The following is a 24,511-nucleotide window of genomic DNA, read 5'->3' as shown; positions in this document are numbered from 1 at the left end:
ATCTATTCCGCGGGTTCCACATTGGTGTAGGCGGCTTGCTCGAGTTCGCGCTTCAGCCGTGCTTCCTCATGGGTCTTGGGCGTGACGAAGCGACCAAGCAGGAGATAGGCGACCGGCGTCAGGAACAGCGTCGAGACGGTGGCCAGGCCAAGCCCGCCGACGATGACCCAGCCGAGCGCCACGCGTGCCTCGGCGCCCGCGCCGGCGGCCAGCACAAGCGGCACACCGCCGAGGATTGTGCAGATCATCGTCATCATCACCGGCCGCAGGCGGATGGTGGAGGCCTGCTCGATCGCTTCGCGAACGCCCAGGCCGCGGTCGCGCAACTGGTTGGCGAATTCGACGATCAGGATGCCGTTCTTGGCCATGACGCCGACCAGAAGCACCAGGCCGATCTGGCTGTAGGCGTTGAGGCTGGTGCCGGACAGCAGCAGCGCGAAGATGGCGCAGGCAAGGCCGAGCGGCACCGTCGCCATGATGATGACGGCACTGACGAAACTCTCGAACTGGGCGGCCAGCACCAAAAGAATGATGACCAGCGCGAAGCCGAAGATGGTGACCATGGCACTGTTGGTCTCGCCCAAAGTCGCGGCTTCGGCCAGCGGCAGGATGCGGCTGCCGGGTGGCAGAAGCGGCGCGGCGATCTCCTGCGCGCGCGCCAGCGCATCGCCGAGCGCGAAATTGCCTGAGAGGTTCGAGGTGATTGCCACCGAAGGCTGCTGCTGTTCGCGCGACAGCGACGGCGGCACGGCGCGCTCGGTCAGCGTGGCAATGGTCGACATCGGCACGAAGCGGCCATCCGCCGTCTTGAGGAAGACATTTTCCAGATCGGTCGGGTCGTTGATCGGATTGGTGGTCGAGACCAGCTTCACGCCGTAGCTGCGGTCGGCGATGTAGACATCGACGACGTCGTTGCCGTCGAGCATCGCCTGCAAGGTGTTGGCGAGCCCTGATATGTCGATGCCGAGATCGGAGGCGCGCTCACGGTCGATGGCGACGGAGAGCTGCGGCTGCGTCGGGTCGATGGACAGGCGCGGCGACTGGAAGCGCGGGTCCTTCTGCATCTCGTCGATGATTTTCACCGCTGCCTCGCCGAGCGCCTTGCGGTCGTTGCCGACCAGCGCGAATTGGAGACCGTTGCCGGCGCCACGGATGCCGAGGCTGTTGGGTTGCACCGGGAAGATGCGCACGCTTGGTACCTGCTTGGTCAACTGGCTGATCTCGGCCATGATCTGCTGCTGGCTGCGGACGCGCTCGTCCCAGGGCGCCAGCGTCATCACCATGAAGCCTGAGTTGTAGGCGCCGTTCCTGCCGGCGCTCTCGAAGGTGCTGATGATCTCACCGGAATCGCGCAGCGGCTGGATCAGCTTCTCGATCTTTTGCATCTGCTGGGTCGTGTAGTCGAGGCTGACGCCTTGCGGGGCGTTGATGCGCAGCAGCACCACGGCGCGGTCCTCAGTCGGCGTGATCTCCTGGCGGATTGTGCCGAACAGCGTGAAAGCGGTGCCGGCAAACAAAAGTGCCACCAGCACCACGATCCACGGCGCATCGAGGCAGATGTGCAGGCTGCGCCGGTAGGCAGCGTTCAGCAAGCCACCGATGCGCGAGCCGATGCCGTTGCCGCCCTCATGATGGAGAGAAGCGCTGGACAGCATGCGCGAGGCAAGCATGGGGCATAGCGTCAGAGCGACCACGCAGGACAAGAGCACAGACATCGCCAGCACGAAGCCGAATTCGCGGAACAGGCCGCCGGTCTGGCCGGGCAGGAACGAAATCGGCACGAAGACGGCGACCAGAGTCAGCGTCGTGGCAACGACGGCGAAGAACACTTCCTGCGCCCCGAGCACGGCGGCGGCGCGCGGGCCCATGCCTTCGTTACGCCGTCGCACGATGTTTTCCAGCACCACGATGGCGTCATCGACGACAAGGCCTGTGGCCAGCACCAAGGCAAGCAGCGTCAGGATGTTGACGGAGAAGCCGGCCAGATAGATTGCGGCTATGGTGCCGATCATGGCGACCGGCATCGACAGGCCGGGGATAAGCGTGGCGCGCCAGTCGAGCAGGAAGACATAGATGACGATCAGCACCATGGTGACCGATAGGCCGAGCGCGATCTCAACCTCGTGCACCGCACCCTTGACGAAGACCGCGTCGTCGCTGGTGATCTTGATCGCCATGCCCTTGGGTAGGTTCTCCTGCAGCTTGGCGACGGCGGCCTGGACGCCGGTCGAAATGTCCAGCGTGTTCGATTCCGCCTGGCGGATGATGCCGATGCCAATGCCGGTCTTGCCGTCCGAACGCAGCGTCGTCTGGCCGACATCGGGGCCGAGCGTGACGGTCGCGACATCGCGGATGCGCGTCGTGCCGCCGATGATGATGTTTTCGAATTCCTCGGGCGTCGTCACGTCGGCCGTGGTGCGCACGATCAGATCCTGGTTGGTCGTGGTGATCGACCCGGCCGGGGAATCGAAGGCGACGGAGGCGAGCGCCGCCCGGAGATCGGCGACCGTGAAGCCAAGGCTGGCGAGCTTGTTCTGATCGACGTCGATGCGGAAGATCTTGTCGCGATCGCCATAGACCTGGACGTCGGCGACGCCGGGCACGGCTGCCAGCTCGTCCTCGATCTGGTCCTGGACCACGACCGTCATGTCCTGGATCGACATGCTGTCGGAGGTCACCGCCAGCCGCATCACCGCGTCGGAATTGGCGTCGGCCTTGACGATGCGTGGCGGATCGGCCGTGTCCGGCATCTGGTTGGCGACGCGGCCGACCGCGTCACGGACGTCCGAGGTGGCGACGTTGAGATCGACACCGTCGTTGAACTCGATGGTGACGCGGCTCGAGCCGAAGGAAGAGGAAGACGAGATCGACTTGACGCCGGAGACGCGGGCTACCGCGCCCTCGATCGTGTCGGTCAATTCGCGGTCGACGGTTTCGGCCGCGGCCCCTTCGAAGGTGGTGGAGACCGTGACGACGGCGCGGTCGACGTCGGGCAGTTCGCGGACCTCGACACCGTAGAAGGCAGCGAGGCCGGCAACGGCAATGAGGGTGTTCAGCACGAAGGCCATGACCGGCCGGCGGATGAACAGCGCGGTGAAGCCTGTATCGCTGGCGGCGTTGACGGTGCCGGTCATGAGCCTTCCGCGGCGTCGACGGTGCGTTGCTCCTGGCCAGCGATGCGAACCTCGCCGCCTTCGCTGACACTTTGGGTGCCTTCGGTGACCACCATGTCGCCGCTGCCGATCTCCGCGTCGATCAGCACGGTTTCGGTGTTGCGCTGGATGATGCGAACCGGCAACCGCCTGGCCTTGCCGTCCTCAATCCGCCAGACATAGGCGCCGTCCGATCCCCACAGGATCGCCAGCGGGCTGACGGCGGGATAGGTCTCGCCGGGGAACTTCACGGTGATTCCGAACGACATGCCGGCGCGCAGCGAATCGGCCGGGTTGGCGATCTTGGCCTTGACCAGCAGGGTGCGGCTCTTTTCGTCGATGTGGTTGTCGATGGCGGAAACCGTGCCGGTATAGGCGTTGCTCGGATTGGCAATCGGCGTCGCCGTCAATTGCGCGCCGACCTTGACGGCGGCGGCGAAGCGCTCGGGCACCTGGAAATCGACCAGGATGGAGGACCGGTCATCAAGCGTGGCGATCGCCGACTGGTTGGTCACGTAGTTGCCGGCCGAGATCGGCAGGATGCCGACGGTGCCGGCGATCGGCGCCAGGATCGAGCGGCGCCGCAGCGCAAGCTCGGCATCCTGAAGCGCCAGCTTGGCTCCGGCCAGCACCACTTCGGCATCGGCCACCGCGACCGGCGTGGCGGCGTTGGAGGCGCGCAGCGACTTGACGCGGTCGAGCTTGGCTTGCGCGTCCTGCAAGGCGAGCTTGGCCCGGTTCTGGGCGATGATCTCCGTCTCGGAATCGAGCGTCGCGATGATCTGCCCCTTGTCGACACGGCTGCCGGATTCGACCAGCAACTCGGCAAGGCGGCCGGAACTGTAGGGATTGACGGTCACCGAGGCGTTGGCACGGCCGGTGCCGATCGCCTGCAGGCGATCATTGATGGTCGCCGTTCTGGCTGGCGACGCGACGATAGTGGCAATCTGGGTGCGCCCCGTCTGCCGGGCGCCAGCCGCCGCGGTGTCCTTCGCTGGAGGCATCGCGCCATACGCCCAGTCCCAGCGTGCCAGCACTTCAGGAGCGCCGGGGTAGAAACGCGCCCACGCAGCCACGGCGGCGACCACGATCACAAATGCAAGAACAATCTGTTTCCAGCTCGACATCGATACCCCAGCGGCAACAATCGTCCGCTGGGTTCCAGGTGGAAGCGGATGCAGCGACGATGCGGGCTGGCGGCAACAACCGGCCGCGCCCGATTATCATCGGTTTATGGCAATTATCACGCAATCGTGCACATTAAATCTCGGTAACGTGAATTCGGGACGCTGTAGCGGAACTGATGCGATGGCCGGGGAATCTGCTTATCGCAGGCCTTCCATCTCGCGGATGCGCCGGGCGCCGTCGGCCTCGAGTTGTCTTGTGACGGCGCCGATCAGCGTTTCGGCGACGACGAAAAGCGCCGCCGAGGAATCCCATGCGGAGGGCACGGCGGTTCGTCCGGCGATGACATGGCGGGCAAAGCGGGCGATCGGCGACAGCCACTGGTCGGTGAAGAGCACGATCTGAGCGCCGCGCTGATGCGCCTTCTCGGCGAAGCGGACGAGGCTATCCTGGTAGCGCCTGATGTCGAAGATCACCAGCACGTCGCGCTTGCCCATGTCGATCAGCCTGTCGCGCCACATGCTCTCCTGGCCGGCGAGGTGAAAGACGTCGGGCTGGATGACGGCCAGATGGGCGGCCATGTAGCGCGCCAGCGGATCGGTGAAGCGGCCGCCGATGAGAAAGGTCTTGCCGCGCCGCTCGGCCAGCCTGGTGGCAATGTCGGCAAGCTGCTTGTCGGACAGATGGCGGAAGGTCTCTCGCATATTGTCGAGCGTCGCCTCCAGCATCGGAGACGCCATGCCGCCGCTGGGCGAAGGCGGGTTGAGTGTTCGTATCGCCGGAGACTGCAGTTGCGCCGCCAGTTCGTCCTGCAGGCTCGACTGGAACTCCGGGTAGTTCTGGAAGCCGAGCCGGGCGACAAAACGCAGGATCGTCGGCGAGGAGACGCCGGCCGCGGCCGAGAATTCGGCCACCGTCTTCAGGCCGATCATGGGATAGCTCGCGATCAGAGTCTGCGCCGCGCGTCGTTCGCCAGCAGGCATCGCGCCGATACGGTCGGCGATCAATTCGGCAATGTTGGAAATCATCTTTTCCCCACCTTGGCCCGCAGACGGTCTTTTCCTCAGATCGCATTTGACAAAGCCAAGCAAACTGTATGAAATCATCCATAGGGACGCAATGAGGCAAAATACGTAACATACGATACAGCGCTCCCCGGGGACTGCAGACTATGGAGAAAGCACGGCCCGCCAGCCTTGCATCGTCTGATACCGCGCGGGTGACGAACCCCGGCGGATCGTGCCCTTTCGTGTTGACCTGCGACCACGCTTCCAATTTCCTGCCGGCCGAATTCGGCACGCTCGGCCTTGCCGCCGAGGACCTGTCGCGTCACATCGCCTGGGATCCCGGCGCGCTGCCGGTGGCGCTGCGCATGGCGCAGGCGCTCGATGCCACGCTGGTCGAAACTCGCATTTCGCGGCTGGTCATCGACTGCAATCGGCCGCTCGACGCGCCGGATCTGGTGCCGCCGGTCAGCGAAAGCACGGCAATACCGGGCAATACCGGCCTGTCCGAAAGGCAGCGCGCGGCGCGGGTCGCTCTGTCATGGCAGCCATTTCACAGCACCATCGAGCGCATCGTCGAGGAACGGTTGGCGCGCGGGCAAGAGACCCGGCTGGTTTCCGTGCATTCCTTCACGCCGGTCTACAAGGGCCGCAACCGGCCGTGGCATATCGGCATCATCCATGACGAGGATCGCCGCCTGGCGGCGCCGCTGATCGGCGCGCTGAGGCGGTTGGCCGGGGTTGCGGTCGGGGTCAACGAACCCTATTCGCCTGCCGACCGCGTCTATTTCACGCTGGAACGGCATGCGCGTTCGCGTGGCTTGCCCTGTGCGATGATCGAGATCCGCAACGATGAAATCTCCGGTGAAACCGGGCAGCGGAAATGGGCGGATCTGCTTACGGGCATTTTTTTGAATCTGGAGCCAGAGGAGGCCAAGGGCTCTCGACGAAGCGCAGTCGGAAAGTCAGTTCAATCGGCCAGCTAAGAACCAACAGGGGACTTCCAATGACAGCATCGGGTTATACAGACGTTGACAAGGCGGAGGACGTAAAGGCCCTCCACAGTATGGGCTACGCCCAGGAACTGGAGCGGCGCCTCAGCCGTTTTTCGAATTTCGCGGTTTCCTTCTCCATTATCTGCATCCTGTCGGGCGGCATCAATTCGCTGGCGCAAGGTACCTCAGGTGCCGGCGGCATCGGCATCGGCATCGGCTGGTTAGTCGGCTGTTTTATCTCGCTGACCTTCGCCGTCGCCATGTCGCAGATCAGCTCGGCCTATCCGACCGCCGGCGGCCTTTATCACTGGGGCTCGATTCTCGGCAATCGCGGCACCGGCTGGGTGACGGCCTGGCTCAACCTGCTCGGCCTGATCACCGTGCTCGGTGCCATCAATGTCGGCACCTGGACGTTCTTCGTCGGCGCCTTCGGGCCCGCGCTTGGCATCGAGGGCACGCTGACCAACCAGATGATCTTCCTGATCATCATCACCGGTGCCCAGGCCCTGATCAACCATCTCGGCATCAAGCTGACGGCGAAGCTGACTGACTTCTCGGGCTATCTGATCTTCTTTGGCGCCATCCTCATCGCGGTGGTCTGCCTGATCTCGGCGGAACATTGGGATTTCAGCCGGCTGTTTACGTTCCACAATTACTCCGGCGATGCCGGCGGCGGCGTCTGGCCGCAGGTTTCGAACGCTTGGGTGTTCGCGCTCGGGCTCTTGCTGCCGATCTACACGATCACCGGCTACGACGCTTCGGCGCACACCTCCGAGGAAACCATCAAGGCGGCTTCGTCGGTTCCGCGCGCCATGGTGATGTCGGTTATCTGGTCGACCCTGTTCGGCTATCTGTTCCTCGCCGCCTTCGTGCTGATGATCCCGAACATGGACGACGCCGCCAAGCAGGGCTGGAACGTGTTCTTCTGGGCCTTCGACCAGCGCGTCAGCCCCGGCATCAAGGAGTTCGTCTACCTTGTCGTGTTCACCGCGCAGCTTCTGTGCGGCCTCGCCACCGTCACGTCGGCCTCGCGCATGATCTTTGCCTTCTCACGTGACGGCGGACTGCCTGGCTCGGCGGCACTCGCCAAGGTCAGCCCGACCTATCGCACCCCGGTGGCGGCGATCTGGACGGCGTCGATCCTGTCGGTTCTGTTCGTCTGGGGCTCGACGCTGGTTTCGGTCGCCGGCACCTCGGCCTACACCATCGTCGTGTCGTGCACCGTCATCTTCCTGTTCCTGTCCTTTATCGTGCCGATCGTGCTCGGCATGCTGGCCTGGGGCACACCGAAGTGGGACAAGATGGGGCCGTGGAACATGGGGCGCGGCGTGTTCATGCTGTTCGGCTTCCTGTCGATCGTGTCGATGATCCTGATCTTCATCATCGGCGTCCAGCCGCCGAACGACTGGGCGCTCTACATCACGGTCGGCTTCTTCATCCTGACGGCGATCGTCTGGTTCGCCTTCGAGCGCAACCGCTTCCAAGGCCCGCCGCTCGGCGACATCATCGCTGCGCGTCAGGCAGCGATCAAGGCAGCCGAACAGGCGGTCGGCGAAACCGGCCGCTGACATCCGCCCTCATGGCCATGGCCGGCACCGTGCCGGCCATGGTTTTCGTTTCTCCCTTTCAACGACCAAGCACTGGAGTGCCAAAGGAATGGCCGGAAATTTCTCGTTCGATCAGTTGAAGAAAGCGGTCTCCAATGGCGAGATCGACACGGTGCTGGCATGCATTGTCGACATGCAGGGCCGGCTGGCGGGAAAACGGTTCCTGGCGCAGTACTTCGTCGATTCCGCGCACGACGAGACGCATGGCTGCAACTACCTGCTCGCGGCCGACATCGATATGGAACCGGTGCCGGGCTACAAGGCGGCAAGCTGGTCGAAGGGCTATGGCGATTTCGTCATGAAGCCGGACCTCGCGACGCTGCGGCGCATTCCCTGGCTGGAAAAGACCGCGCTGGTGATCTGCGACGTGCTCGACCACCATACCCATGACGACCTGCCGCACTCACCGCGCGCCATCCTGAAGAAGCAGGTCAAGCGGCTGACGGAGCGTGGCTACATCGGCTATTTCGCTTCCGAGCTCGAATTCTATCTGTTTAACGAGACCTACGATTCCGCCCGCAAGAAGCACTGGCAAGGTCTCGACACCGCATCGCCCTATATCGGCGACTACCAGATCGGCATCACCACCAAGGAAGAAGGCGTCATGCGCCGGCTTCGCAACGAGATGGAAGCGGCGGGAATCCCGATCGAGAATTCCAAGGGCGAGTGGGGCCCGGGCCAGGAAGAGATCAATGTGCGCTATGCCGAAGCGCTCGACATGGCCGACCGCCACGTCATCCTGAAGAACGGCGCCAAGGAAATCGCCGAGTCCGAAGGCAAAGCGATCTCTTTCATGTCCAAATACAATTACGGGCTCGCCGGCAATTCCAGCCACATCCACAATTCGCTGTGGAGCGCCGACGGCAAGACGCCGCTGTTCTTCGACAAAAAGGCAGATTGGACCTTGTCGACGCTCGGTCAGCAATGGGCGGCCGGGCAGTTGAAATACGCCAAGGAGTTCACCTGGTTCCTGGCGCCCTACATCAACTCCTACAAGCGCTTCCAGGCCGGCACCTTCGCGCCGACCAAGATCATGTGGAGCGAGGACAACCGTACCGCCGGTTTCCGCCTGTGCGGTGAGGGCACCAAGGGCATCCGCATGGAATGCCGCATCGGCGGCGCCGACCTCAATCCGTATCTTGCCTTTGCCGCGCTGATCGCGGCCGGCCTAGCCGGCATCGATGAAAAGCTCGAGCTGCAGAAACCCTTCGTCGGCGATGCCTATCAGGCCTCTCGTTTGCCGGAGATTCCAAAGACGCTGCGCGATGCCACCGAGACGCTGGCCAAGTCGAAGATGCTGAAACAGGCGCTCGGCGAGGATGTGCTCGAGCACTATGTCCACACGGCGAAGTGGGAACAGTTCGAATACGACCGCCGGATCACGGATTGGGAACTGCACAGAGGGTTCGAGCGATATTAAACCAAGCCACCGCTGCCCTACGGCCATCGCTCGAAGGCGGCGGCGCCAATCAAGATTTCATGAAGTGCGAGGACTGAACGAATGACCGAAACGGTCAAGTTAAAATCTCCGATCGACGGCTCGATTTACGCCGAGCGTCCGATCGCGACGGACCAGGCGATCAACGCCGCGGTCGAGCGCGCCAAGGCGGCGCAGGAGACGTGGGCGCAGACGCCGATCGTCGAGCGCGGCAAGTACATGCTGGCGATGCTCGAAGCGCTGGTCGCGATGACCGACGAGATCGTGCCGGAGATTGCCTGGCAGATGGGGCGGCCGGTTCGCTATGGCGGCGAGTTCGGCGGCGTCAAGGAACGTACCAACTATATGGTCGAGATCGCCGAGCAGGCGCTCAAGCCCGTGCCGGCCTCCAATCCCAAGGATGGGTTCCGCCGCTACGTGAAGAAAGATCCGCTCGGCGTGGTCATGGTGATCGCCCCTTGGAACTATCCTTATCTCACCGCCGTGAACACCATCGTGCCGGCGCTGATGGCCGGCAACGCCGTCATCCTGAAACACGCCGCGCAGACATTGCTGGTCGGCGAGCGCTTCAGCCAAGCCTTCGACAAGGCCGGCCTGCCCAAGGGCGTGTTCCAGAATGTGGTTCTCAACCACGCCCAGACCGAAAAACTGCTGGGTTCCGGCAAGATCGACCATGTCAATTTCACCGGATCGGTCGGCGGCGGCCGTGCCATCGAAAAGGCGGCGGCCGGCACCTTCATGACGCTTGGCCTCGAACTCGGCGGCAAGGACCCGGCCTACGTGCTGTCCGACGCAAAGATGGATCACGCGGTCGCCAACCTCGTCGACGGCGCCTTCTTCAATTCCGGCCAGTGCTGCTGCGGCATCGAACGCATCTATGTGCACGAGAAGGTCTATGACGAGTTCGTCGAAGGCTTCATCGCCGAGACCAGAAACTATGTCGTTGGCAATCCACTGGAGCAGGCGACGACAATGGGGCCGATGGCGCAGGCGCGTTTCGCCGACCTGATCCGCGAGCAGAAGGCCGAGGCGTTGCGCAAGGGTGCGGTGGCGCACATCAATATGAAGGTGGCTAACGACAAGGCCGGCTCCCCCTATCTGGCGCCGGAGGTGTTGACGGGAGTCGACCACCAGATGAGTGTCATGCGCGAGGAAAGTTTTGGCCCGATCGTCGGCATCATGAAGGTGCGCAACGACGAGGAAGCGATCGCGCTGATGAACGACAGCCCTTACGGACTGACAGCCTCGATCTGGACGCGCGACACCGAGCATGCGGTGGCGATCGGCGACCGGGTCGAGACCGGCACGGTGTTCATGAACCGCTGCGACTATCTCGATCCGGCGCTGGTCTGGACCGGCGTCAAGGACACCGGCAAGGGCGTTGCCCTGTCGGCGCTCGGCTACGACAATCTGACCCGGCCGAAATCCTTCCATCTGCGTGAAGCCATCTAATTTTCGAAAGACAAGCAATGTCCAAGCTCATCTCCAAATGGAACTATCCCACCACCGTCCGCTTCGGCGCCGGGCGCATCAAGGAATTGCCGGAGGTGCTCGCGGCCACCGGCATCAAGCGGCCGCTTTTCGTGACCGATCCGGGATTGGCGAAACTGCCGGTGGTCGCCTCGACGCTGAAGATCCTGGATGAGGCGAAGGTGCCCTATGGCGTGTTCTCCGAGGTGAAGCCGAACCCGGTGGACTCCAATCTCACCGCCGGCATCGCGGTGTTCAAGAAGGGCAAACATGACGGCGTCATCGCTTTCGGCGGCGGCTCGGCGCTCGACCTCGGCAAGCTGATCGCCTTCCAGGCCGGCCAGACGCGGCCGGTGTGGGATTTCGAGGATGTCGGCGACTGGTGGACGCGCGCCGACTCCGACGCCATTGCCCCGATCATCGCCGTGCCGACCACGGCCGGCACCGGCTCGGAGGTCGGTCGCGCCGGTGTCATCACCAATGAGGCAACGCACACCAAGAAGGTGATCTTTCACCCGAAACTTTTGCCGGCGATCGTCATTGCCGATCCGGAACTGTCGGTCGGCATGCCGGGCTTCATCACCGCCGGTACCGGCATGGACGCGCTCGCCCATTGCCTCGAAGCCTATTGTGCACCAGGGTACCATCCGATGGCCGACGGCATTGCCGTGGAAGGCGTGCGCCTGGTGTTCGAGAACCTGCCGAAGGCTTATGCCAACGGCAAGGACCTTGTCGCCCGCGCCCATATGATGAGCGCGGCCGCCATGGGCGCTGCCGCCTTCCAGAAGGGACTGGGGGCCATCCACTCGCTGTCGCATCCTATCGGCGCGCTCTACGACACCCATCACGGCATGACCAATGCGGTGTTCATGCCCTATGTGCTGGCCTTCAACCGGGACTCCATCGAGGAGCGTATTGCCAGGCTCGCCGCTTATTGCGGCATCAAGGGCGGGTTCGACGGCTTCGCCAAGGCGATCATCAAATTGCGCAAGGAATTGAAGGTGCCGCACGCGCTGCCGGGCCTGATCAAGGGGCTCGACATGGACAAGAAGCGCAAGGCGCTGATCGCCGACATGGCGGTGGTCGATCCGACGGCCGGCGGCAATCCGGTCAAGCTGACCAAGAAGGCCGCGCTGACGCTGCTCGAAAACGCTATCGCCGGGACGGTCTAAGGCCGGTTCCGGGGTGCGGAAGTTGATTGGGAAACGAAGGGAAAGGAAAGGGGAAGGGGCAATATAGGACGGATTAATGATTAGCCGGAAAATAAAGTGATGGCTAATTGCTACAGCCCGTTAAAAAGAGTTAACTTTTCACGCTGCGAGGCGCCGGTTTCACAAAGCTTTCATCTGGCTGTCACACGGAAACGATACCGCATCGCAGACGTCCAACGGCGTCAGTTTAATGGAGAGAACACATGTTCAAACTCACGGGGAAAGTGCTTTCCCTTTCGGCCGCGACCCTCATGGTGTCGTCGGTGATTTCGTCCGCCGCTTCGATGGACGATCTCATCAAGGCCGCGAAGGCCGAAGGCCAGCTCACCACGATCGCCTTGCCGCATGACTGGTGTGGTTACGGCGAGGTCATCGCCGGCTTCAAGGCGAAATATCCGGAAATCACCGTCAATGAACTCAACCCCGACGCCGGTTCCGGCGACGAAGTCGAGGCGATCAAGGCCAACAAGGACAATAAGGGCCCGCAGGCTCCTGATGTCATCGACGTCGGCCTCTCGTTCGGCCCGACCGCCAAGGCCGATGGCCTGTTGATGCCCTACAAGGTGTCGACCTGGGACTCGATCCCGGACAGCGCCAAGGATGCCGACGGCGCCTGGTATGGCGATTATTACGGCGTGCTCGCCTTCGAAGTGAACAAGGATCTGGTCAAGGAAGCTCCGACCGACTGGGCCGACCTGCTGAAGCCGGAATTCGCAAACTCGGTCGCCCTTGCCGGTGATCCACGCGCTTCGAACCAGGCCATCCAGGCCGTCTACGCCGCGGGCCTTTCCGGTGGTGCGGCAGCTGGTGAAGCCGCCGGCACCGCTGGCCTCGACTTCTTCAAGAAGCTCAACGCCGCCGGCAATTTCGTGCCGGTCATCGGCAAGACGGCGACGCTCGCACAGGGCCAGACGCCGATCCTCGTCACCTGGGACTACAACGCGCTTTCGGGCCGCGACACGCTGAAGGGCAACCCGCCCGTCGACGTCATCGTGCCGAAGACCGGCGTCGTCGCCGGTGTCTACGTGCAGGCGATCAGCGCTTTCGCGCCGCATCCGAATGCAGCCAAGCTGTGGATGGAATACCTCTATTCCGACGAAGGCCAGATCGGCTGGCTGAAGGGCTATTGCCACCCGATCCGCTTCAACGATCTTGCCAAGAACGGCAAGGTCCCCGCTGATGTGCTGGCCAAGCTGCCGCCGGCGGAATCCTATGCCGCCGCCGCGTTCCCGACGCTCGACGAACAGGGCAAGGCCAAGGAAGCCATCACCAAGAACTGGGACGCTGTCGTCGGCGCCAACGTCAAGTAAAAACTTGAAATCCACCGGGCGGCCACGTGTCCGCCCGGTCTTTCCTCGAAGACGGTAGCCGGCGCATGACCGATCTTACGCTTTCCAGTCAGGCCATTGCGGGAAAGACCGCGCCCCCAGGAGAAGCGCGCGCCTTGCGGTTTCCGACGCAGTGGCTCGGTGTGACGCCGTTCTTCATTTTCACCATCATGTTCCTGATTTTGCCGACGCTCTACCTGATGCTCGGCGCATTTCAGAACGATGCCGGCGAATTCACGCTGGAAAACATCTTCGCGCTATCGCAGGCGAACATCGTTGCCGCCTATTGGATATCGATCAAGGTGAGCCTCGCCTCGTCACTGATCGGCGCCTTTGCAGGCCTTGCCATCGCGATTGCCATCGTGCGCGGCGGTCTGCCGAACTGGATACGGTCGGCAACACTGACCTTTTCCGGAGTGGCTTCCAATTTCGCCGGTGTGCCGCTTGCCTTCGCTTTCATCGCCACGCTTGGCCGCCTTGGGCTCGTCACCGTTCTGCTCAACACACTGGTTGGGCTGAACCTCTATGCGCATGGTTTCAACCTGCTGTCGTTCTGGGGGCTGACGCTCACCTATGTCTACTTCCAGATCCCTCTCATGGTGGTCATCATCGTGCCGGCGATCGATGGGCTGAAGAAGGAATGGGGTGAGGCCGCAGCGACGCTCGGCGCCACACAGTCGCAGTACTGGCGGATGGTTGTGATACCCGTGCTATGGCCGAGTTTCCTGGGCACCGTGATCTTGCTTTTCGCCAATGCCTTCGGCGCCATCGCCACCGCTTATGCGCTAACGGGCTCTTCGCTCAACATCGTGCCCATCCTGCTCTACGCGCAGATACGCGGCGACGTGCTGCACAATGCCCACCTCGGCTATGCGATTGCGTTCGGCATGATCTTCATCACCGGGCTGGCCAACATCTTCTACATCTGGTTCCGGACCCGTTCCGAAAGGTGGCTCAAATGAAGGCTGGCAAATTCTGGGCCTGGGTCGTCTTCATCCTCGGCGCGGCCTATTTCTTCATACCGCTCATCTCGACGATCGAGTTTTCGCTGCGCATGCGTCGGGGCGTCTATTCCTTCGACGCCTACAAGGTCGTGCTCGGCGATAGCCAGTTCCAGACAACTTTCATGTATTCGGTGATCGTGGCGGTCTTCACCATCCTTCTTGGTGTTCTGATCGTTGTGCCCACGGCCTATTGGATCCGGCTGCGTCTGCCCCAGCTTCGCCCGGTGGTCGAGTTCATCACCTTGTTGCCGCTGGTCATCCCGGCCATCGTCATCGTTTTCGGCTATATCAGGATGTATGGCTCGAATTCGCCCCTGCCGTTCCTGTCAAACAATTTGGCCACAAATGCTCTGCTGGTCATCGGCTACGCGGCGCTGGCGCTGCCCTATATGTACAGGGCAGTCGACACCGGACTTCGGACCATCGACGTGCGGACGCTGACGGAAGCGGCTCAGATACTCGGTGCCGGCTGGGGTACGATCGTCACCCGCGTGATCCTTCCCAACGTGTTGATCGCCGTGCTCTCCGGTGCCTTCCTGACGTTCGCGATCGTCATCGGCGAGTTCACCATGGCAAGTCTGCTCAATCGGCCCGCTTTCGGTCCATATTTGCAGAACCTGGTTGCCAACCGGGCCTATGAACCGGCAGCGCTGTCCATAATCGCCTTCGTAATCACCTGGGGGTGCATGTCGCTGATCCAGGTCCTGTCGCGGTTTGCGCCGAAGTCCGCCAACCGTCCGAATTGATCGAAAGAAAGAACCATGGCCGAGCCATTCCTCTCCATCCAGCACGTCCGAAAATCCTTCGGCGCCACCACGGTCGTGGAGGATTTCAATCTCGACGTCGAGCCGGGTGAATTCGTCTCGTTTCTTGGGCCGTCCGGCTGTGGCAAAACCACTGTGCTGCGCATGGTCGCCGGCTTCGAGGAGCCATCAGCCGGCAAGATCGTCGTAGCCGGCAAGGACATCACCCGGTTGAAGCCCAACCAGCGCAATGTCGGCATGGTGTTCCAGGCCTATGCGCTATTCCCGAACCTAACGGTGGCGCAGAACATCGGCTTCGGCCTGAAGGTCGCCGGCATGCCCAGGGCTGATATCGATGCCCGCGTCGCCGAGATGCTCGACATGATCAAGCTGCCGCAGATGGCCGACCGCTATCCCTACCAACTCTCCGGGGGCCAGCAGCAGCGCATCGCGCTGGGGCGCGCCATCGCGCCAAAGCCCAAGCTGTTGCTCCTGGACGAGCCGCTGTCGGCGCTCGACGCCAAGGTGCGCGTGTCGCTGCGCGAGGAAATCCGCTCAATCCAGAAGAAACTCGGCATCACCACCATCTTCGTCACGCATGACCAGGAAGAGGCGCTGTCGATCTCCGACCGCATCGCCGTCATGTATGGCGGCAAGGCCGAGCAGGTCGGCACACCGTTCGAGATCTACAACCGGCCGGCGACCAAATTCGTCGCCAATTTCGTCGGCACGCTCAACGTGCTCGAAGGCAAGGTTACCGACGCCGCGTCCGGCACGGTGCAGGTCGACACGCAGGAAGTCTCGCTCAAGGGCAAGCTCAACGGCTCGAAGTCCGGCGACATGCTGTCGCTGGCGCTGCGGCCCGAGGCAATTTCGCTCGGCCGCCAGCCCGGCCGTGATTCCAGCCTTTCGGGCGAGATTTCCGAAGTGCACTTCCTCGGCTCGGTGATCCGTGTTCGCGTGGGCATCGGCGGCAACACGGTGTCGCTCGACACGTTCAACAGCCCGGCGACGCCACCACCCGCGGTCGGTGAAAAGGCCGAGATTTCGTTCTCGTCGAGCGATATGCTGGTGCTGCATTAGGTAGTCCACCGTCGGTTGGCGCTCCCAACGGGTGCTCCAGCGTTCCGGATTCCTCGTGCCGGCGGCGACACAACCCGTGCCAGAGGTGTTATCCTGTTGTTTCACGCCATGACTTTGGCACTGCCCATCGTTTCATTCGGCCGCTACGATAGCGCATGGCTCTTTTCGAACTGACGCTTGTCCTGCTTTTGGCCGCCGTCGCGCTGACGGCGCTGTCGCGGCGGCTGGAGATTCCCTATCCTTCCCTTCTGGCCCTGGCGGGCGTCGCGATTGCCTTCGTACCCGGTGCGCCGGTGATCGAGATCGATCCGGAACTGGCTCTTGCCCTGTTCATCGCGCCGGTGCTTCTCGATGCGGCCTATGACATGTCGCTGCGTGACCTGAAGCGTTACAGGCTGTCGCTGGTGCTGCTGGCGCTCGGCGCCGTGGTCTTCACCACCGTGGTCGTTGCCTTCGTCGGCTGGAAAATGGCCGGGCTGCCGGTCGCGGCGGCGGTCGCGCTTGGCGCCATCGTCGCACCGCCTGATGCGGTGGCGGCGAGCGCCGTGCTCGGCCAGTTCAGGGTGCCGTACCGCCTCACCGCCATCCTGCAGGGCGAGAGCCTGCTCAACGATGCCACCGCGCTGCTGATCTACCGGCTGGCGGTTTCGGCCGCGCTCGGTTCGATCATGCTGAGCAACGCCATTCCGGTGATCTTGCTGTCCACGATCGGCAGTTTGGTCGCGGGTTATGTGCTTGGCCGCGTCTCGCTGCTGACGCTTACCCGGATCGACGACGCCGCAAGCAGCACCGTGGTGCAGTTCGCCGGGACATTCGGGGTGTGGATCCTGGCCGACAGGCTCGGTCTTTCCGCCATCATCACCATCGTCGTCTATGCCATCACCATTGCGCGCAGCGCGCCGCGCCGCATGTCGGCGAGACGCCGCGTCAGCACCTATTCGGTCTGGGAGTCGGCGGTGTTCGTGCTCAATGTGCTGGCTTTCGTGCTGATGGGCCTTCAGGCCCGGTCGATCGTCGGCCGGCTCTCCGGCGACGGGCAGGGCGGAGTCTTTCTCTTTGCCGCGACCGTGCTGGTCGTCGTCATTCTGGCACGCCTCGTCTGGGTGGCGAGTTACGTTGCGATCATACGATGGTTCGCCCGCGACGGCGAAGGCCAACAGGGAGACGCGCCGACATTTCGCGGCGCCGTGCTGGTCGGCTGGTGCGGCATGCGGGGGCTGGTGACGCTGGTGGTCGCCATTGCGCTGCCGGCGGGCTTCCCCGGCCGCGATCCGATCGTGCTTGCCGCCTTTGCGGTGGTTCTGGGCACACTGGTGTTGCAAGGCATGACCTTGAAGCCCTTGCTGCGGATACTCAACTTCGAACGGGACACGAGTATCGATCGCGAAGTGGCTCAGGCGCGCGTTGCAGTCATGCAGGCCGCCCTTGACGTGTTGAGCCGTAAGACCTCGGGCGCGGCGGCCGTCGTGCGCGAGCAGTACGAGGCTCAGCGGCAGATCGCGGAAAACCCGGAGGATGCGCAGGCGGCGACCGAATACGACCGGCTGCGGCTCTACGCCATCAACCGCCAGCGCGACACGCTGGAGGAACTTCGCAGCAACGGCACGATCGGCGATGAAGCCTATCACCGGCTGGAGGAAGAAATCGACTGGGCGGAATTGGCGGCGTCGCCCGCCGGCCGGTTCCAACCGCTGACCACCGACTAGCAGATACCGCGTCTCGACCTCTGCCCTGCTGGCCCAAGCCCCGTCCGTCTTCCTGCACATTGCAAGCGATCGACCGAACCGTTACTGCCAATGCCGAGAAGTGAGCCGGATAAGCAATGAAGCTGGTCAGCTACAACATCCAGTACGGCTTCGGCGGCGACGGGCGCTACGATCTTTCGCGCGCGGCGCGCCTCGTCGCGGGCGCCGACATCATCGCCCTGCAGGAGGTCGAGCGGCACTGGCAGCGCAGCAATTTCGACGACCAGCCGGAACTGCTTTCACGCCTTTTGCCTGGTTATCACTGGGTATATGGCCCCGCCTTCGACATGGACGCCAGCGAGTGGCGGGACGGCCATCTGGTCAACCGGCGCCGGCAATTCGGCACCATGGTCCTGTCGAGGCTGCCGATCGTCTGGTCGCGGCTGCACGTGCTGCCGATGCGCCGCACGTTGCGTCCGCTCAACACCCGCAATGCCGCGCTCGAATGCATGATCCGCACACCGGCCGGGCCGGTCAGGGTGCTTTCGCTGCATCTCGCGCACATCGCGGCTGAAGAGCGGTTGGAGCAGATCGACTATCTCTTGGCCGCGCATCGCCGGGCGCCGCGGGAAGGGGGACCATGGAGCGGCGTGGATGACGAACCTTCGCGTAACTGGACACATGGGGAAGCCGAGCCGGAAAACCCGCTGGCTGCGATCTGGCTGGGCGATTTCAACATGGAACCCGGCAGCGCCGAATATCGGCGCATCGTCGGTAGCACGCCTTATCATCGTGGGGCGGCCTATCTCGACGGCTTCGTCGATGCCGCCGCCATGGCGGTTGAACCGGCTGGTGATTTTCACACGCATGAGAAGATCATAGACGGCAGACTGGCAAAGCGCCGGCTTGACCATTGCTTTGTCGGTGGCATGTTCGCCGGACGTGTGCGCTCGGTCACCGCCGACATCGGCGAGCTTGCGTCCGATCACTTCCCCGTCCGGGTCGACATCGATCTTGAAACGCCCTTCGGCTGGGGAGGTCGATGAGCTCCATATGACGCTTTTCGTTTTCTTCGCGGTGCTTGCCGCCGCCGCCATGCATGCGATCTGGAACGCGTTGGTCAAGGTGCATCTCGACCGCTTCCTGTCGATCACTTTGATGACGTTCGGCATGGGGGTCGCTGGCCTCGTGGTGCTGCCTTTCGTCGAGGTGCCCAAGGCGGAAGTCTGGCCCTACATCACCGCTTCGGTGATCTTCCACATGGGCTACCGCACTTTTCTGATCGGCGCCTACCAGGCCGGCGATTTCGCCCAGACCTATCCGTTGGCGCGCGGTACGGCACCTCTGCTGGCCGCGCTTGGCGGCATGTTCGTGGTCGCCGAGGTGCCGGCGCCGCTCGCCATTGTCGGCATCCTGCTGTTGTCGGCTGGAACGCTGGTGATGTCGTTTCGCGGCGGGGCGCATCTGGAGAAGCTGAACCTGCGCGCGGTCGCATTTGCGTTGGGCACGTCGATCTTCATTGCCAGCTACACGCTGTCCGACGGCAGCGGCGCGCGGCTGGCGGCAACCGCGCAAAGCTATGCCGCCTGGCTGTTCATCTGCGATGCGCTCGGAGCGCTGGTGCTGTGCCTCGTTTTCCGAGGGCCCAAGGCGCTGCCGGTGTTGGCGCGCGACTGGAAGACCGGGCTGTTCACCGGCGTGCTTTCCGGCGCCGCCTACTGGATCGTGATGTGGGCGATGACCAAGGCGCCGATCGCCTCGGTGGCGTCACTGCGCGAGACCTCGATCCTGTTCGCCATGATGATCTCGGTCTACGCGCTCGGCGAGAAGATGACGGGCTGGCGCGGTGCCGCCGCGCTCAGCATCGTCGCGGGCGTCATCGCGCTGAGGATGGCTTGATCTCTCAGCCCAGCACGGTCATCACCTGGCCACGCCGCTCCGGACTGAAGCGATGATGCAGACGGCGACCACGCCGGCAAAAAGCGCCAGCGCGTAGCCATAGCTCCCTCCGGGTGCTTCGGCGATCCCGCCTGATACGGACCGCCATAGGACGCGGCGAGATTGCCGGCCTGGTAGATGACGCCGGGCAAGGTCGCGCGCATGAAGCGGGTCGCCAAAGTCAGGAACGGTGCTTCGAGACAGCGGAGACTGTGTCGGCCCGCCGGTAAAGGAGAACAGCGGTCAGCCGGCTTTCGAAAGGCCGGCGGTTCACGTTTTCGTAAGGTCGAGATCGAAGACCATCAGCCCGTCCGTGCCGCCTTCGACGGCCGCGACAAGCCGGGCGCCGGCACGCTGATGCGCCTCATGCACGAGATAGGCGTCGCGTGCCGCGGCATCGCGGAAGTCGATGGTGAAGCCATGGCTGAACCCGCGCGCGAACGGCTCCGGACTGACATTGACGCTGAAATGAACCGTCTCCATGCCTTCGATCACCTGTCGCAACGCCTCGAGGTCGGCGTGGATGGCCGTGCGCTCGGTCGGGGATACATCGCTACGAAATCTAGCGAAAACACAGTGCCTGATCATTTTTCACTCCCTAAGCAGCGCGATTGCCGGAAAATACCGCCGGCGCCAGCGGCTCGCGGCCAAGGATCAGATCCGCGCCCTTTTCGCCAACCATGATTGTTGGCGCGTTGGTGTTGGAAGAAGGCACACGCGGCATCACCGAGGCGTCGCAGACGCGCAGGCCTTCTATCCCGCGCAGCCTGAGGTCCGGCGTCACCACCGCCATCTCGTCATGGCCCATGCGGCAGGTGCCGACCGGGTGGTGGTCGGTCTTGGACGTGCGGCAGGCATAGTCGATCAACTCGTCGTCGCTGGCGAGCGACGGACCCGGCAGCACCTCGCGCAGCACGTAGGGGACAAGTGCCTTCTGCCGCATGATCTCTCGCGCTAGCCGCAGCCCCTTCAGCGACATGGCGCGGTCATAGGGATCGGACCAGTAGTTCGGGTCGATCAGCGGATGGTCGGCGGGATCAGCGCTTTTCAGGCGTACCGTGCCGCGGGAGCGCGGGCGCAGGAAGGCCGAGTTCAAGGTGACCCCCGGGTTCTTCAGCTTCTCGACGCCGGCCTCGATGCCGGAGCCGAGACCCAGATGGAACTGAATGTCGGGCGAGGCGGCGGTCGGATCGGCGTACCAGAAGCCGCCGGTCTCGAACAAGCTGGAGGCGACCGGTCCGTTCTTCAAGAGCAGATATTGCAGGCCGGCCCAGGCGGTGCGGTGCAGCTTGGCATAATTGTCGTAGGTGTGATCGCCGGTGCATTCGGCGATGACGAACAGGTCGAGATGGTCCTGCATGTTGGAGCCGACGCCGGGCAGGTCGCGGACGGGCGTGACTCCAACCGACTTTAGATGGTCGGCCGGGCCGATGCCGGACTGCATCAGCAGCTTCGGCGAGCCGATGGCGCCGGACGAGACGATCACCTCGCGGTCGGCGCGCAGGATTGTTGTCTGGCCGCCCGGCTTGTCGACGATCTCGACGCCGATGGCACGGCCCTTCTCGACGACGATGCGGGTGACCAGCACATCGGTCCTGACGGTCAGGTTCTTGCGATCGCGGATCGGCTTCAAATAGGCGACCGAAGCGGAGGAGCGCCGGGCGTCTTTCTGGGTCAGCTGGTAGTAGCCGACGCCTTCCTGGCTGGCGCCGTTGAAATCAGGGTTGAAGGGAATGCCCATCTCCTGGCCGGCGCGGAAATAGGCTTCGCAGATCGGCAGCGGCGCAATCGGGTTGGAGACGCCGAGCGGGCCCTGGTCGCCGTGAAAATCGTTGGCATAGCGCTGGTTGTTCTCGGCGCGCTTGAAATAGGGCAGGACGTCGCGGTAGCTCCACCCGGTCAGCCCTTCCTCCTTCTCCCAGGCGTCGTAGTCGCGCGCATTGCCGCGCGTGTAGATCTGCGCGTTGATCGACGAACCGCCGCCGACGACCTTGGCCTGCGTGTACCAGAAGACGCGATCCTTCATGTGCTTCTGCGGCACGGTCGACCAGCCCCAGGAGGCGATGCCCTTGGTCATCTTGGCGAAGCCCGCCGGCATGTGGATCAGTGGGTGCCAGTCCTTGCCGCCTGCTTCCAGCAGCAGCACGGAATTGGAGGGATCCTCGCTCAGCCGGTTGGCCAGCACGCAGCCGGCCGGGCCGGCGCCCACGATGATGTAGTCGGTCATTGTCTCATCCGTTCACAGCCGGGGCACGGAAAGCGCGCCGTCGACATTGATGATCGAGCCGGTCGAAAAGCCCAGTCTGCCGGCAGCAAGTGCGGCCACCATGGCGCCGATGTCGGAGGCTTCGCCCCAGCGTTTCGCCGGTACCAGGCCGCTGTCTATCAAAGCGTCATATTTGGCGCTGACGCCTGCCGTCATCTCGGTGCGGATGATGCCCGGCCGCAGTTCGAACACGCCGATATCTTCCGGGGCGAGCCTGAGCGCCAGGTTCTTCACCCACATGGAAAGCCCGGCTTTCGACATGCAATATTCGGAACGCTCCGGAGAGGCCATCTCGGCGCTGACCGAGGTGATGGTGATGATCAATCTTGCATGATCGCTGGGCTGGCGGAGCATCGCCCTGGCGACGGCCTGGCTGAGGAAGACGGTGCCGCGCAGGTTGACGCCGAGGGCGCGGTCGAAATTGTCGGGTTTGAGGTCCAGCAGGTCGCCGCGCTCCGCAGCGCCGACGCCGGCATTGTTGACCAGGCAATCGATGCGGCCGAACGCGCGCAGGGTAGCGTCGACAAGTGTGGTGTGAGCGGAAAGATCAGCGATGTCGCAGGGATGGTAAGCGAAGGCCGCGCCACGCTCTATAATATTTTCTGTTAGCCCTTTGACGGGGCTATCGGCAAGATCGGCGACCAGGATGTCGAAGCCGGCATCGGCCAGCGCCTCGGCGCAGGCAAGCCCAATGCCGCGCGCGCCGCCGGTGACGATGGCTGCGGGACGGGTCATTGGATACCTATCCGTATGCTAGCGCCGCCCCTCATCGCCCTGCCGGGCACTTCTCCCCGTATAGTGACGGGGAGAAGGAGGCCGTCGCGGCCGCTTTCGCTAATCGCCAGCGTGGCAAGAAGAGCGCCGGGGTTGCGGCGAGCTGTCTTCTCCCCGCTTACGGGGAGAAGGTGCCGGCAGGCGGATGAGGGGCGGCGCGAACCTATCATTGAAATTCGCTCTTACGGATGTGGTCCGCTACCCGCAGCGCCTGGGCGGCGATCGACAGCGCCGGGTTCACGGCGGCTGAGTTCGGCAGGAAACTGGCGTCGACGACGAAGAGGTTCCGGTGATCGAAGGCGCGGCAGAACGGATCGAGCGGCGACGTCGCCGGATCGTCGCCCATTTTCACCGTGCCGCACTGGTGCGAGGGCGTGCGCTTGTCGAAAGGGCGCGACAGCACGAGGGGATAACCGCAGGCGCGGAAATTCTCGCGCATCACCTTGGTCAGGCCTTCCAGCGACTGCATGTTGGAGCGTCGCCATTGCATGACGATGTCCTTGCCGTCGACCATGATGCGGCTTTCGGGATCTGGCAGGTCCTCGCACATCAGGTACCAGTCGACGGCATGGCCGGCCATGAAGTCGAGCGCGAATTTCGGCACCCGCTTCACATTGGCCTTGAGCATGTTGCCGTCGATCTTGCCGAGAAGCTGGACATTGCCGAGCGGTTTGCCGCCCTTGCCGTCCGAGAGATAGTAGTCGTTCAGCATCAGCGTCTTCTGGTAGACGGCATCGTTCCTGCGGCGCGGATCGATCGCCAGCATGGCGCTCGAATTGTGGTTCATGAAGTTGCGGCCGACCTGGTCGGAGCGGTTGGCCAAGCCCTTGCCTCCTCCCTTGCCATTACCGGGTGAGGGCGAGCGCAGCAGGATGACGGCTGAATTGACCGCGCCGGCCGACAGGATCACCAGCTTGGGCGCGACCTTCCTCGGCTCGCCGTTCTGGCGATAGTGAACGGCCGAGATGGTTTTGCCGTCCGGGGCTGTCTCGAGATATTCGACATAGGCGCCGGTTTCGAGCTTGATGTTCTCGTCCTTGAGCGCCGCCGCCAGCGGTGCCGTCTGGGCGTCCATCTTTCCCTGACCAGTGTTCGGGAAGGCGTCCCAGCCGGTCCTGCCCTCCTTCAGCCATGTCTCTATGTCGACGCCGAGCGGCAGTGAGGCTGGATGCAGGCCCAGCCCCTTGAGTTCGGCACGGGCGCGCGCGATCGGCGCTTCGTCAGGCACCGGCTTGAAGGCATAGGGAATGGAGTGGAACGGCTCGGTCGGGTCCTCGCCAAGCGTGCCGCGCACCCGGAAAAGCTGTTCTGCCCTGGAATACCAAGGCTCGAATTCGTCATAGGAGAACGGCCATGCGGGCGAGACGCCGCCAAAGTGTTCCATGTCGGAAAAATCTTCCTTGCGGTAACGGATCAGCACCGCGCCGAAGAATTTCGAGTTGCCGCCGACGTAATAATAGTTGCCTGGGTTGAAGGTGGCGCCGCCAGCCTCGCGCCACATTTCCTTCGGCCGGTAATGGCCGTCAACGAAGATGGCGCGCGTGTCGCGCGCGTGCGGCGTCGACGGCAACGGCTCGCCGCGCTCCAGCATCAGGATGGAAGCGCCGCTGCCGGCCAGACCGGAGGCAATCGTGGCGCCGCCGATCCCGGAACCGATGATGACGATATCGGGGTTTGCCATCGCCTAA

At 63.4% G+C, this 24,511-nt stretch carries 19 protein-coding genes; 12 read left to right on the top strand and 7 right to left on the bottom strand.

Annotation, left to right across the window (positions count from 1 at the left end; translation table 11 throughout):
* Positions 1–2: 2 nt before the first annotated feature.
* From LB536_RS24585 to LB536_RS24575, 3 genes are all read right to left on the bottom strand, one after another.
* On the bottom strand, positions 3–3,134 hold the full coding sequence (locus tag LB536_RS24585; protein WP_224597143.1) for an efflux RND transporter permease subunit: 3,132 nt from the start codon (positions 3,132–3,134) through the stop codon (positions 3–5).
* Complete coding sequence (locus LB536_RS24580) at positions 3,131–4,279, bottom strand: efflux RND transporter periplasmic adaptor subunit (RefSeq protein ID WP_224597141.1); 1,149 nt, start codon at positions 4,277–4,279, stop codon at positions 3,131–3,133. The genes LB536_RS24585 and LB536_RS24580 overlap by 4 nt, the downstream gene beginning before the upstream one ends.
* Positions 4,280–4,477: 198 nt before the next feature.
* The gene (locus LB536_RS24575) at positions 4,478–5,305 is read right to left on the bottom strand and encodes a MurR/RpiR family transcriptional regulator (protein ID WP_224597139.1); all 828 of its coding nucleotides are present in this window, start codon (positions 5,303–5,305) and stop codon (positions 4,478–4,480) included.
* 143 nt (positions 5,306–5,448) lie between these two features.
* Here LB536_RS24575 and LB536_RS24570 point away from each other — a divergent pair, with 143 nt between their 5' ends.
* From LB536_RS24570 to LB536_RS24515, 12 genes are all read left to right on the top strand, one after another.
* Positions 5,449–6,267 (top strand): N-formylglutamate amidohydrolase, encoded by an 819-nt coding sequence (locus LB536_RS24570; protein ID WP_224597138.1) that lies wholly within the window; start codon positions 5,449–5,451, stop codon positions 6,265–6,267.
* Between the two features lie 20 nt (positions 6,268–6,287).
* Positions 6,288–7,844 carry an amino acid permease gene (locus tag LB536_RS24565; RefSeq protein WP_224597136.1) on the top strand — a complete coding sequence of 519 codons (1,557 nt, stop codon included), beginning with the start codon at positions 6,288–6,290 and terminating at the stop codon, positions 7,842–7,844.
* 88 nt (positions 7,845–7,932) lie between these two features.
* Entirely contained in the window at positions 7,933–9,303 is a 1,371-nt protein-coding gene (locus LB536_RS24560; protein WP_140756103.1) for a glutamine synthetase family protein, read from the top strand.
* Positions 9,304–9,384: 81 nt separating this feature from the next.
* Positions 9,385–10,773 carry an aldehyde dehydrogenase family protein gene (locus tag LB536_RS24555; protein WP_224597134.1) on the top strand — a complete coding sequence of 463 codons (1,389 nt, stop codon included), beginning with the start codon at positions 9,385–9,387 and terminating at the stop codon, positions 10,771–10,773.
* 17 nt (positions 10,774–10,790) lie between these two features.
* On the top strand, positions 10,791–11,963 hold the full coding sequence (locus LB536_RS24550) for an iron-containing alcohol dehydrogenase (protein ID WP_140756099.1): 1,173 nt from the start codon (positions 10,791–10,793) through the stop codon (positions 11,961–11,963).
* Between the two features lie 242 nt (positions 11,964–12,205).
* Positions 12,206–13,312, top strand: coding sequence for an ABC transporter substrate-binding protein (locus LB536_RS24545; protein ID WP_140756097.1), 1,107 nt, complete (start codon positions 12,206–12,208; stop codon positions 13,310–13,312).
* Positions 13,313–13,377: 65 nt separating this feature from the next.
* The gene (locus LB536_RS24540) at positions 13,378–14,292 is read left to right on the top strand and encodes an ABC transporter permease subunit (RefSeq protein WP_318013496.1); all 915 of its coding nucleotides are present in this window, start codon (positions 13,378–13,380) and stop codon (positions 14,290–14,292) included.
* Positions 14,289–15,080, top strand: a complete 792-nt coding sequence (locus LB536_RS24535; protein WP_140810601.1) for an ABC transporter permease — start codon at positions 14,289–14,291, stop codon at positions 15,078–15,080. Before LB536_RS24540 ends, LB536_RS24535 begins: the two co-directional genes overlap by 4 nt.
* A 15-nt stretch (positions 15,081–15,095) precedes the next feature.
* The gene (locus tag LB536_RS24530) at positions 15,096–16,160 is read left to right on the top strand and encodes an ABC transporter ATP-binding protein (protein WP_140756091.1); all 1,065 of its coding nucleotides are present in this window, start codon (positions 15,096–15,098) and stop codon (positions 16,158–16,160) included.
* A gap of 155 nt (positions 16,161–16,315) precedes the next feature.
* The gene (locus LB536_RS24525) at positions 16,316–17,866 is read left to right on the top strand and encodes a cation:proton antiporter (protein ID WP_224597132.1); all 1,551 of its coding nucleotides are present in this window, start codon (positions 16,316–16,318) and stop codon (positions 17,864–17,866) included.
* Between the two features lie 116 nt (positions 17,867–17,982).
* Positions 17,983–18,891 (top strand): endonuclease/exonuclease/phosphatase family protein, encoded by a 909-nt coding sequence (locus tag LB536_RS24520; protein WP_140756087.1) that lies wholly within the window; start codon positions 17,983–17,985, stop codon positions 18,889–18,891.
* Positions 18,892–18,898: 7 nt separating this feature from the next.
* On the top strand, positions 18,899–19,744 hold the full coding sequence (locus LB536_RS24515) for an EamA family transporter (RefSeq protein WP_140756085.1): 846 nt from the start codon (positions 18,899–18,901) through the stop codon (positions 19,742–19,744).
* A 309-nt stretch (positions 19,745–20,053) separates the two neighbouring features.
* On the opposite strand, the gene LB536_RS24510 is transcribed toward LB536_RS24515, so the two are convergent.
* From LB536_RS24510 to LB536_RS24495, 4 genes are all read right to left on the bottom strand, one after another.
* The gene (locus tag LB536_RS24510) at positions 20,054–20,371 is read right to left on the bottom strand and encodes a Dabb family protein (RefSeq protein WP_140756083.1); all 318 of its coding nucleotides are present in this window, start codon (positions 20,369–20,371) and stop codon (positions 20,054–20,056) included.
* 10 nt (positions 20,372–20,381) lie between these two features.
* Positions 20,382–22,010: a GMC family oxidoreductase gene (locus LB536_RS24505; protein ID WP_140756081.1), complete on the bottom strand. Its 1,629-nt coding sequence runs from the start codon at positions 22,008–22,010 to the stop codon at positions 20,382–20,384.
* Positions 22,011–22,022: 12 nt separating this feature from the next.
* Positions 22,023–22,784, bottom strand: coding sequence for a 3-ketoacyl-ACP reductase (locus LB536_RS24500; RefSeq protein WP_224597130.1), 762 nt, complete (start codon positions 22,782–22,784; stop codon positions 22,023–22,025).
* A gap of 205 nt (positions 22,785–22,989) precedes the next feature.
* Entirely contained in the window at positions 22,990–24,504 is a 1,515-nt protein-coding gene (locus LB536_RS24495) for an FAD-dependent oxidoreductase (protein ID WP_224597128.1), read from the bottom strand.
* Between the last annotated feature and the right edge of the window lie 7 nt (positions 24,505–24,511).

The sequence above is a fragment of the Mesorhizobium sp. ES1-3 genome, assembly GCF_020164795.1.
Lineage (GTDB): Bacteria > Pseudomonadota > Alphaproteobacteria > Rhizobiales > Rhizobiaceae > Mesorhizobium.
This window is presented reverse-complemented; position numbering and strand designations above follow the sequence as displayed.

Excerpts from the sequence above, each read along its gene's own strand:
- LB536_RS24585 (WP_224597143.1), bottom strand. The coding sequence starts at position 3,134 with ATGACCGGCACCGTCAACGCCGCCAGCGATACAGGCTTCACCGCGCTG.
- LB536_RS24520 (WP_140756087.1), top strand. The coding sequence starts at position 17,983 with ATGAAGCTGGTCAGCTACAACATCCAGTACGGCTTCGGCGGCGACGGG.
- LB536_RS24555 (WP_224597134.1), top strand. The coding sequence starts at position 9,385 with ATGACCGAAACGGTCAAGTTAAAATCTCCGATCGACGGCTCGATTTAC.
- LB536_RS24515 (WP_140756085.1), top strand. The coding sequence starts at position 18,899 with ATGACGCTTTTCGTTTTCTTCGCGGTGCTTGCCGCCGCCGCCATGCAT.
- LB536_RS24505 (WP_140756081.1), bottom strand. The coding sequence starts at position 22,010 with ATGACCGACTACATCATCGTGGGCGCCGGCCCGGCCGGCTGCGTGCTG.
- LB536_RS24580 (WP_224597141.1), bottom strand. The coding sequence starts at position 4,279 with ATGTCGAGCTGGAAACAGATTGTTCTTGCATTTGTGATCGTGGTCGCC.
- LB536_RS24510 (WP_140756083.1), bottom strand. The coding sequence starts at position 20,371 with ATGATCAGGCACTGTGTTTTCGCTAGATTTCGTAGCGATGTATCCCCG.
- LB536_RS24550 (WP_140756099.1), top strand. The coding sequence starts at position 10,791 with ATGTCCAAGCTCATCTCCAAATGGAACTATCCCACCACCGTCCGCTTC.
- LB536_RS24495 (WP_224597128.1), bottom strand. The coding sequence starts at position 24,504 with ATGGCAAACCCCGATATCGTCATCATCGGTTCCGGGATCGGCGGCGCC.
- LB536_RS24535 (WP_140810601.1), top strand. The coding sequence starts at position 14,289 with ATGAAGGCTGGCAAATTCTGGGCCTGGGTCGTCTTCATCCTCGGCGCG.
- LB536_RS24575 (WP_224597139.1), bottom strand. The coding sequence starts at position 5,305 with ATGATTTCCAACATTGCCGAATTGATCGCCGACCGTATCGGCGCGATG.
- LB536_RS24530 (WP_140756091.1), top strand. The coding sequence starts at position 15,096 with ATGGCCGAGCCATTCCTCTCCATCCAGCACGTCCGAAAATCCTTCGGC.
- LB536_RS24540 (WP_318013496.1), top strand. The coding sequence starts at position 13,378 with ATGACCGATCTTACGCTTTCCAGTCAGGCCATTGCGGGAAAGACCGCG.
- LB536_RS24565 (WP_224597136.1), top strand. The coding sequence starts at position 6,288 with ATGACAGCATCGGGTTATACAGACGTTGACAAGGCGGAGGACGTAAAG.
- LB536_RS24525 (WP_224597132.1), top strand. The coding sequence starts at position 16,316 with ATGGCTCTTTTCGAACTGACGCTTGTCCTGCTTTTGGCCGCCGTCGCG.
- LB536_RS24500 (WP_224597130.1), bottom strand. The coding sequence starts at position 22,784 with ATGACCCGTCCCGCAGCCATCGTCACCGGCGGCGCGCGCGGCATTGGG.
- LB536_RS24570 (WP_224597138.1), top strand. The coding sequence starts at position 5,449 with ATGGAGAAAGCACGGCCCGCCAGCCTTGCATCGTCTGATACCGCGCGG.
- LB536_RS24545 (WP_140756097.1), top strand. The coding sequence starts at position 12,206 with ATGTTCAAACTCACGGGGAAAGTGCTTTCCCTTTCGGCCGCGACCCTC.
- LB536_RS24560 (WP_140756103.1), top strand. The coding sequence starts at position 7,933 with ATGGCCGGAAATTTCTCGTTCGATCAGTTGAAGAAAGCGGTCTCCAAT.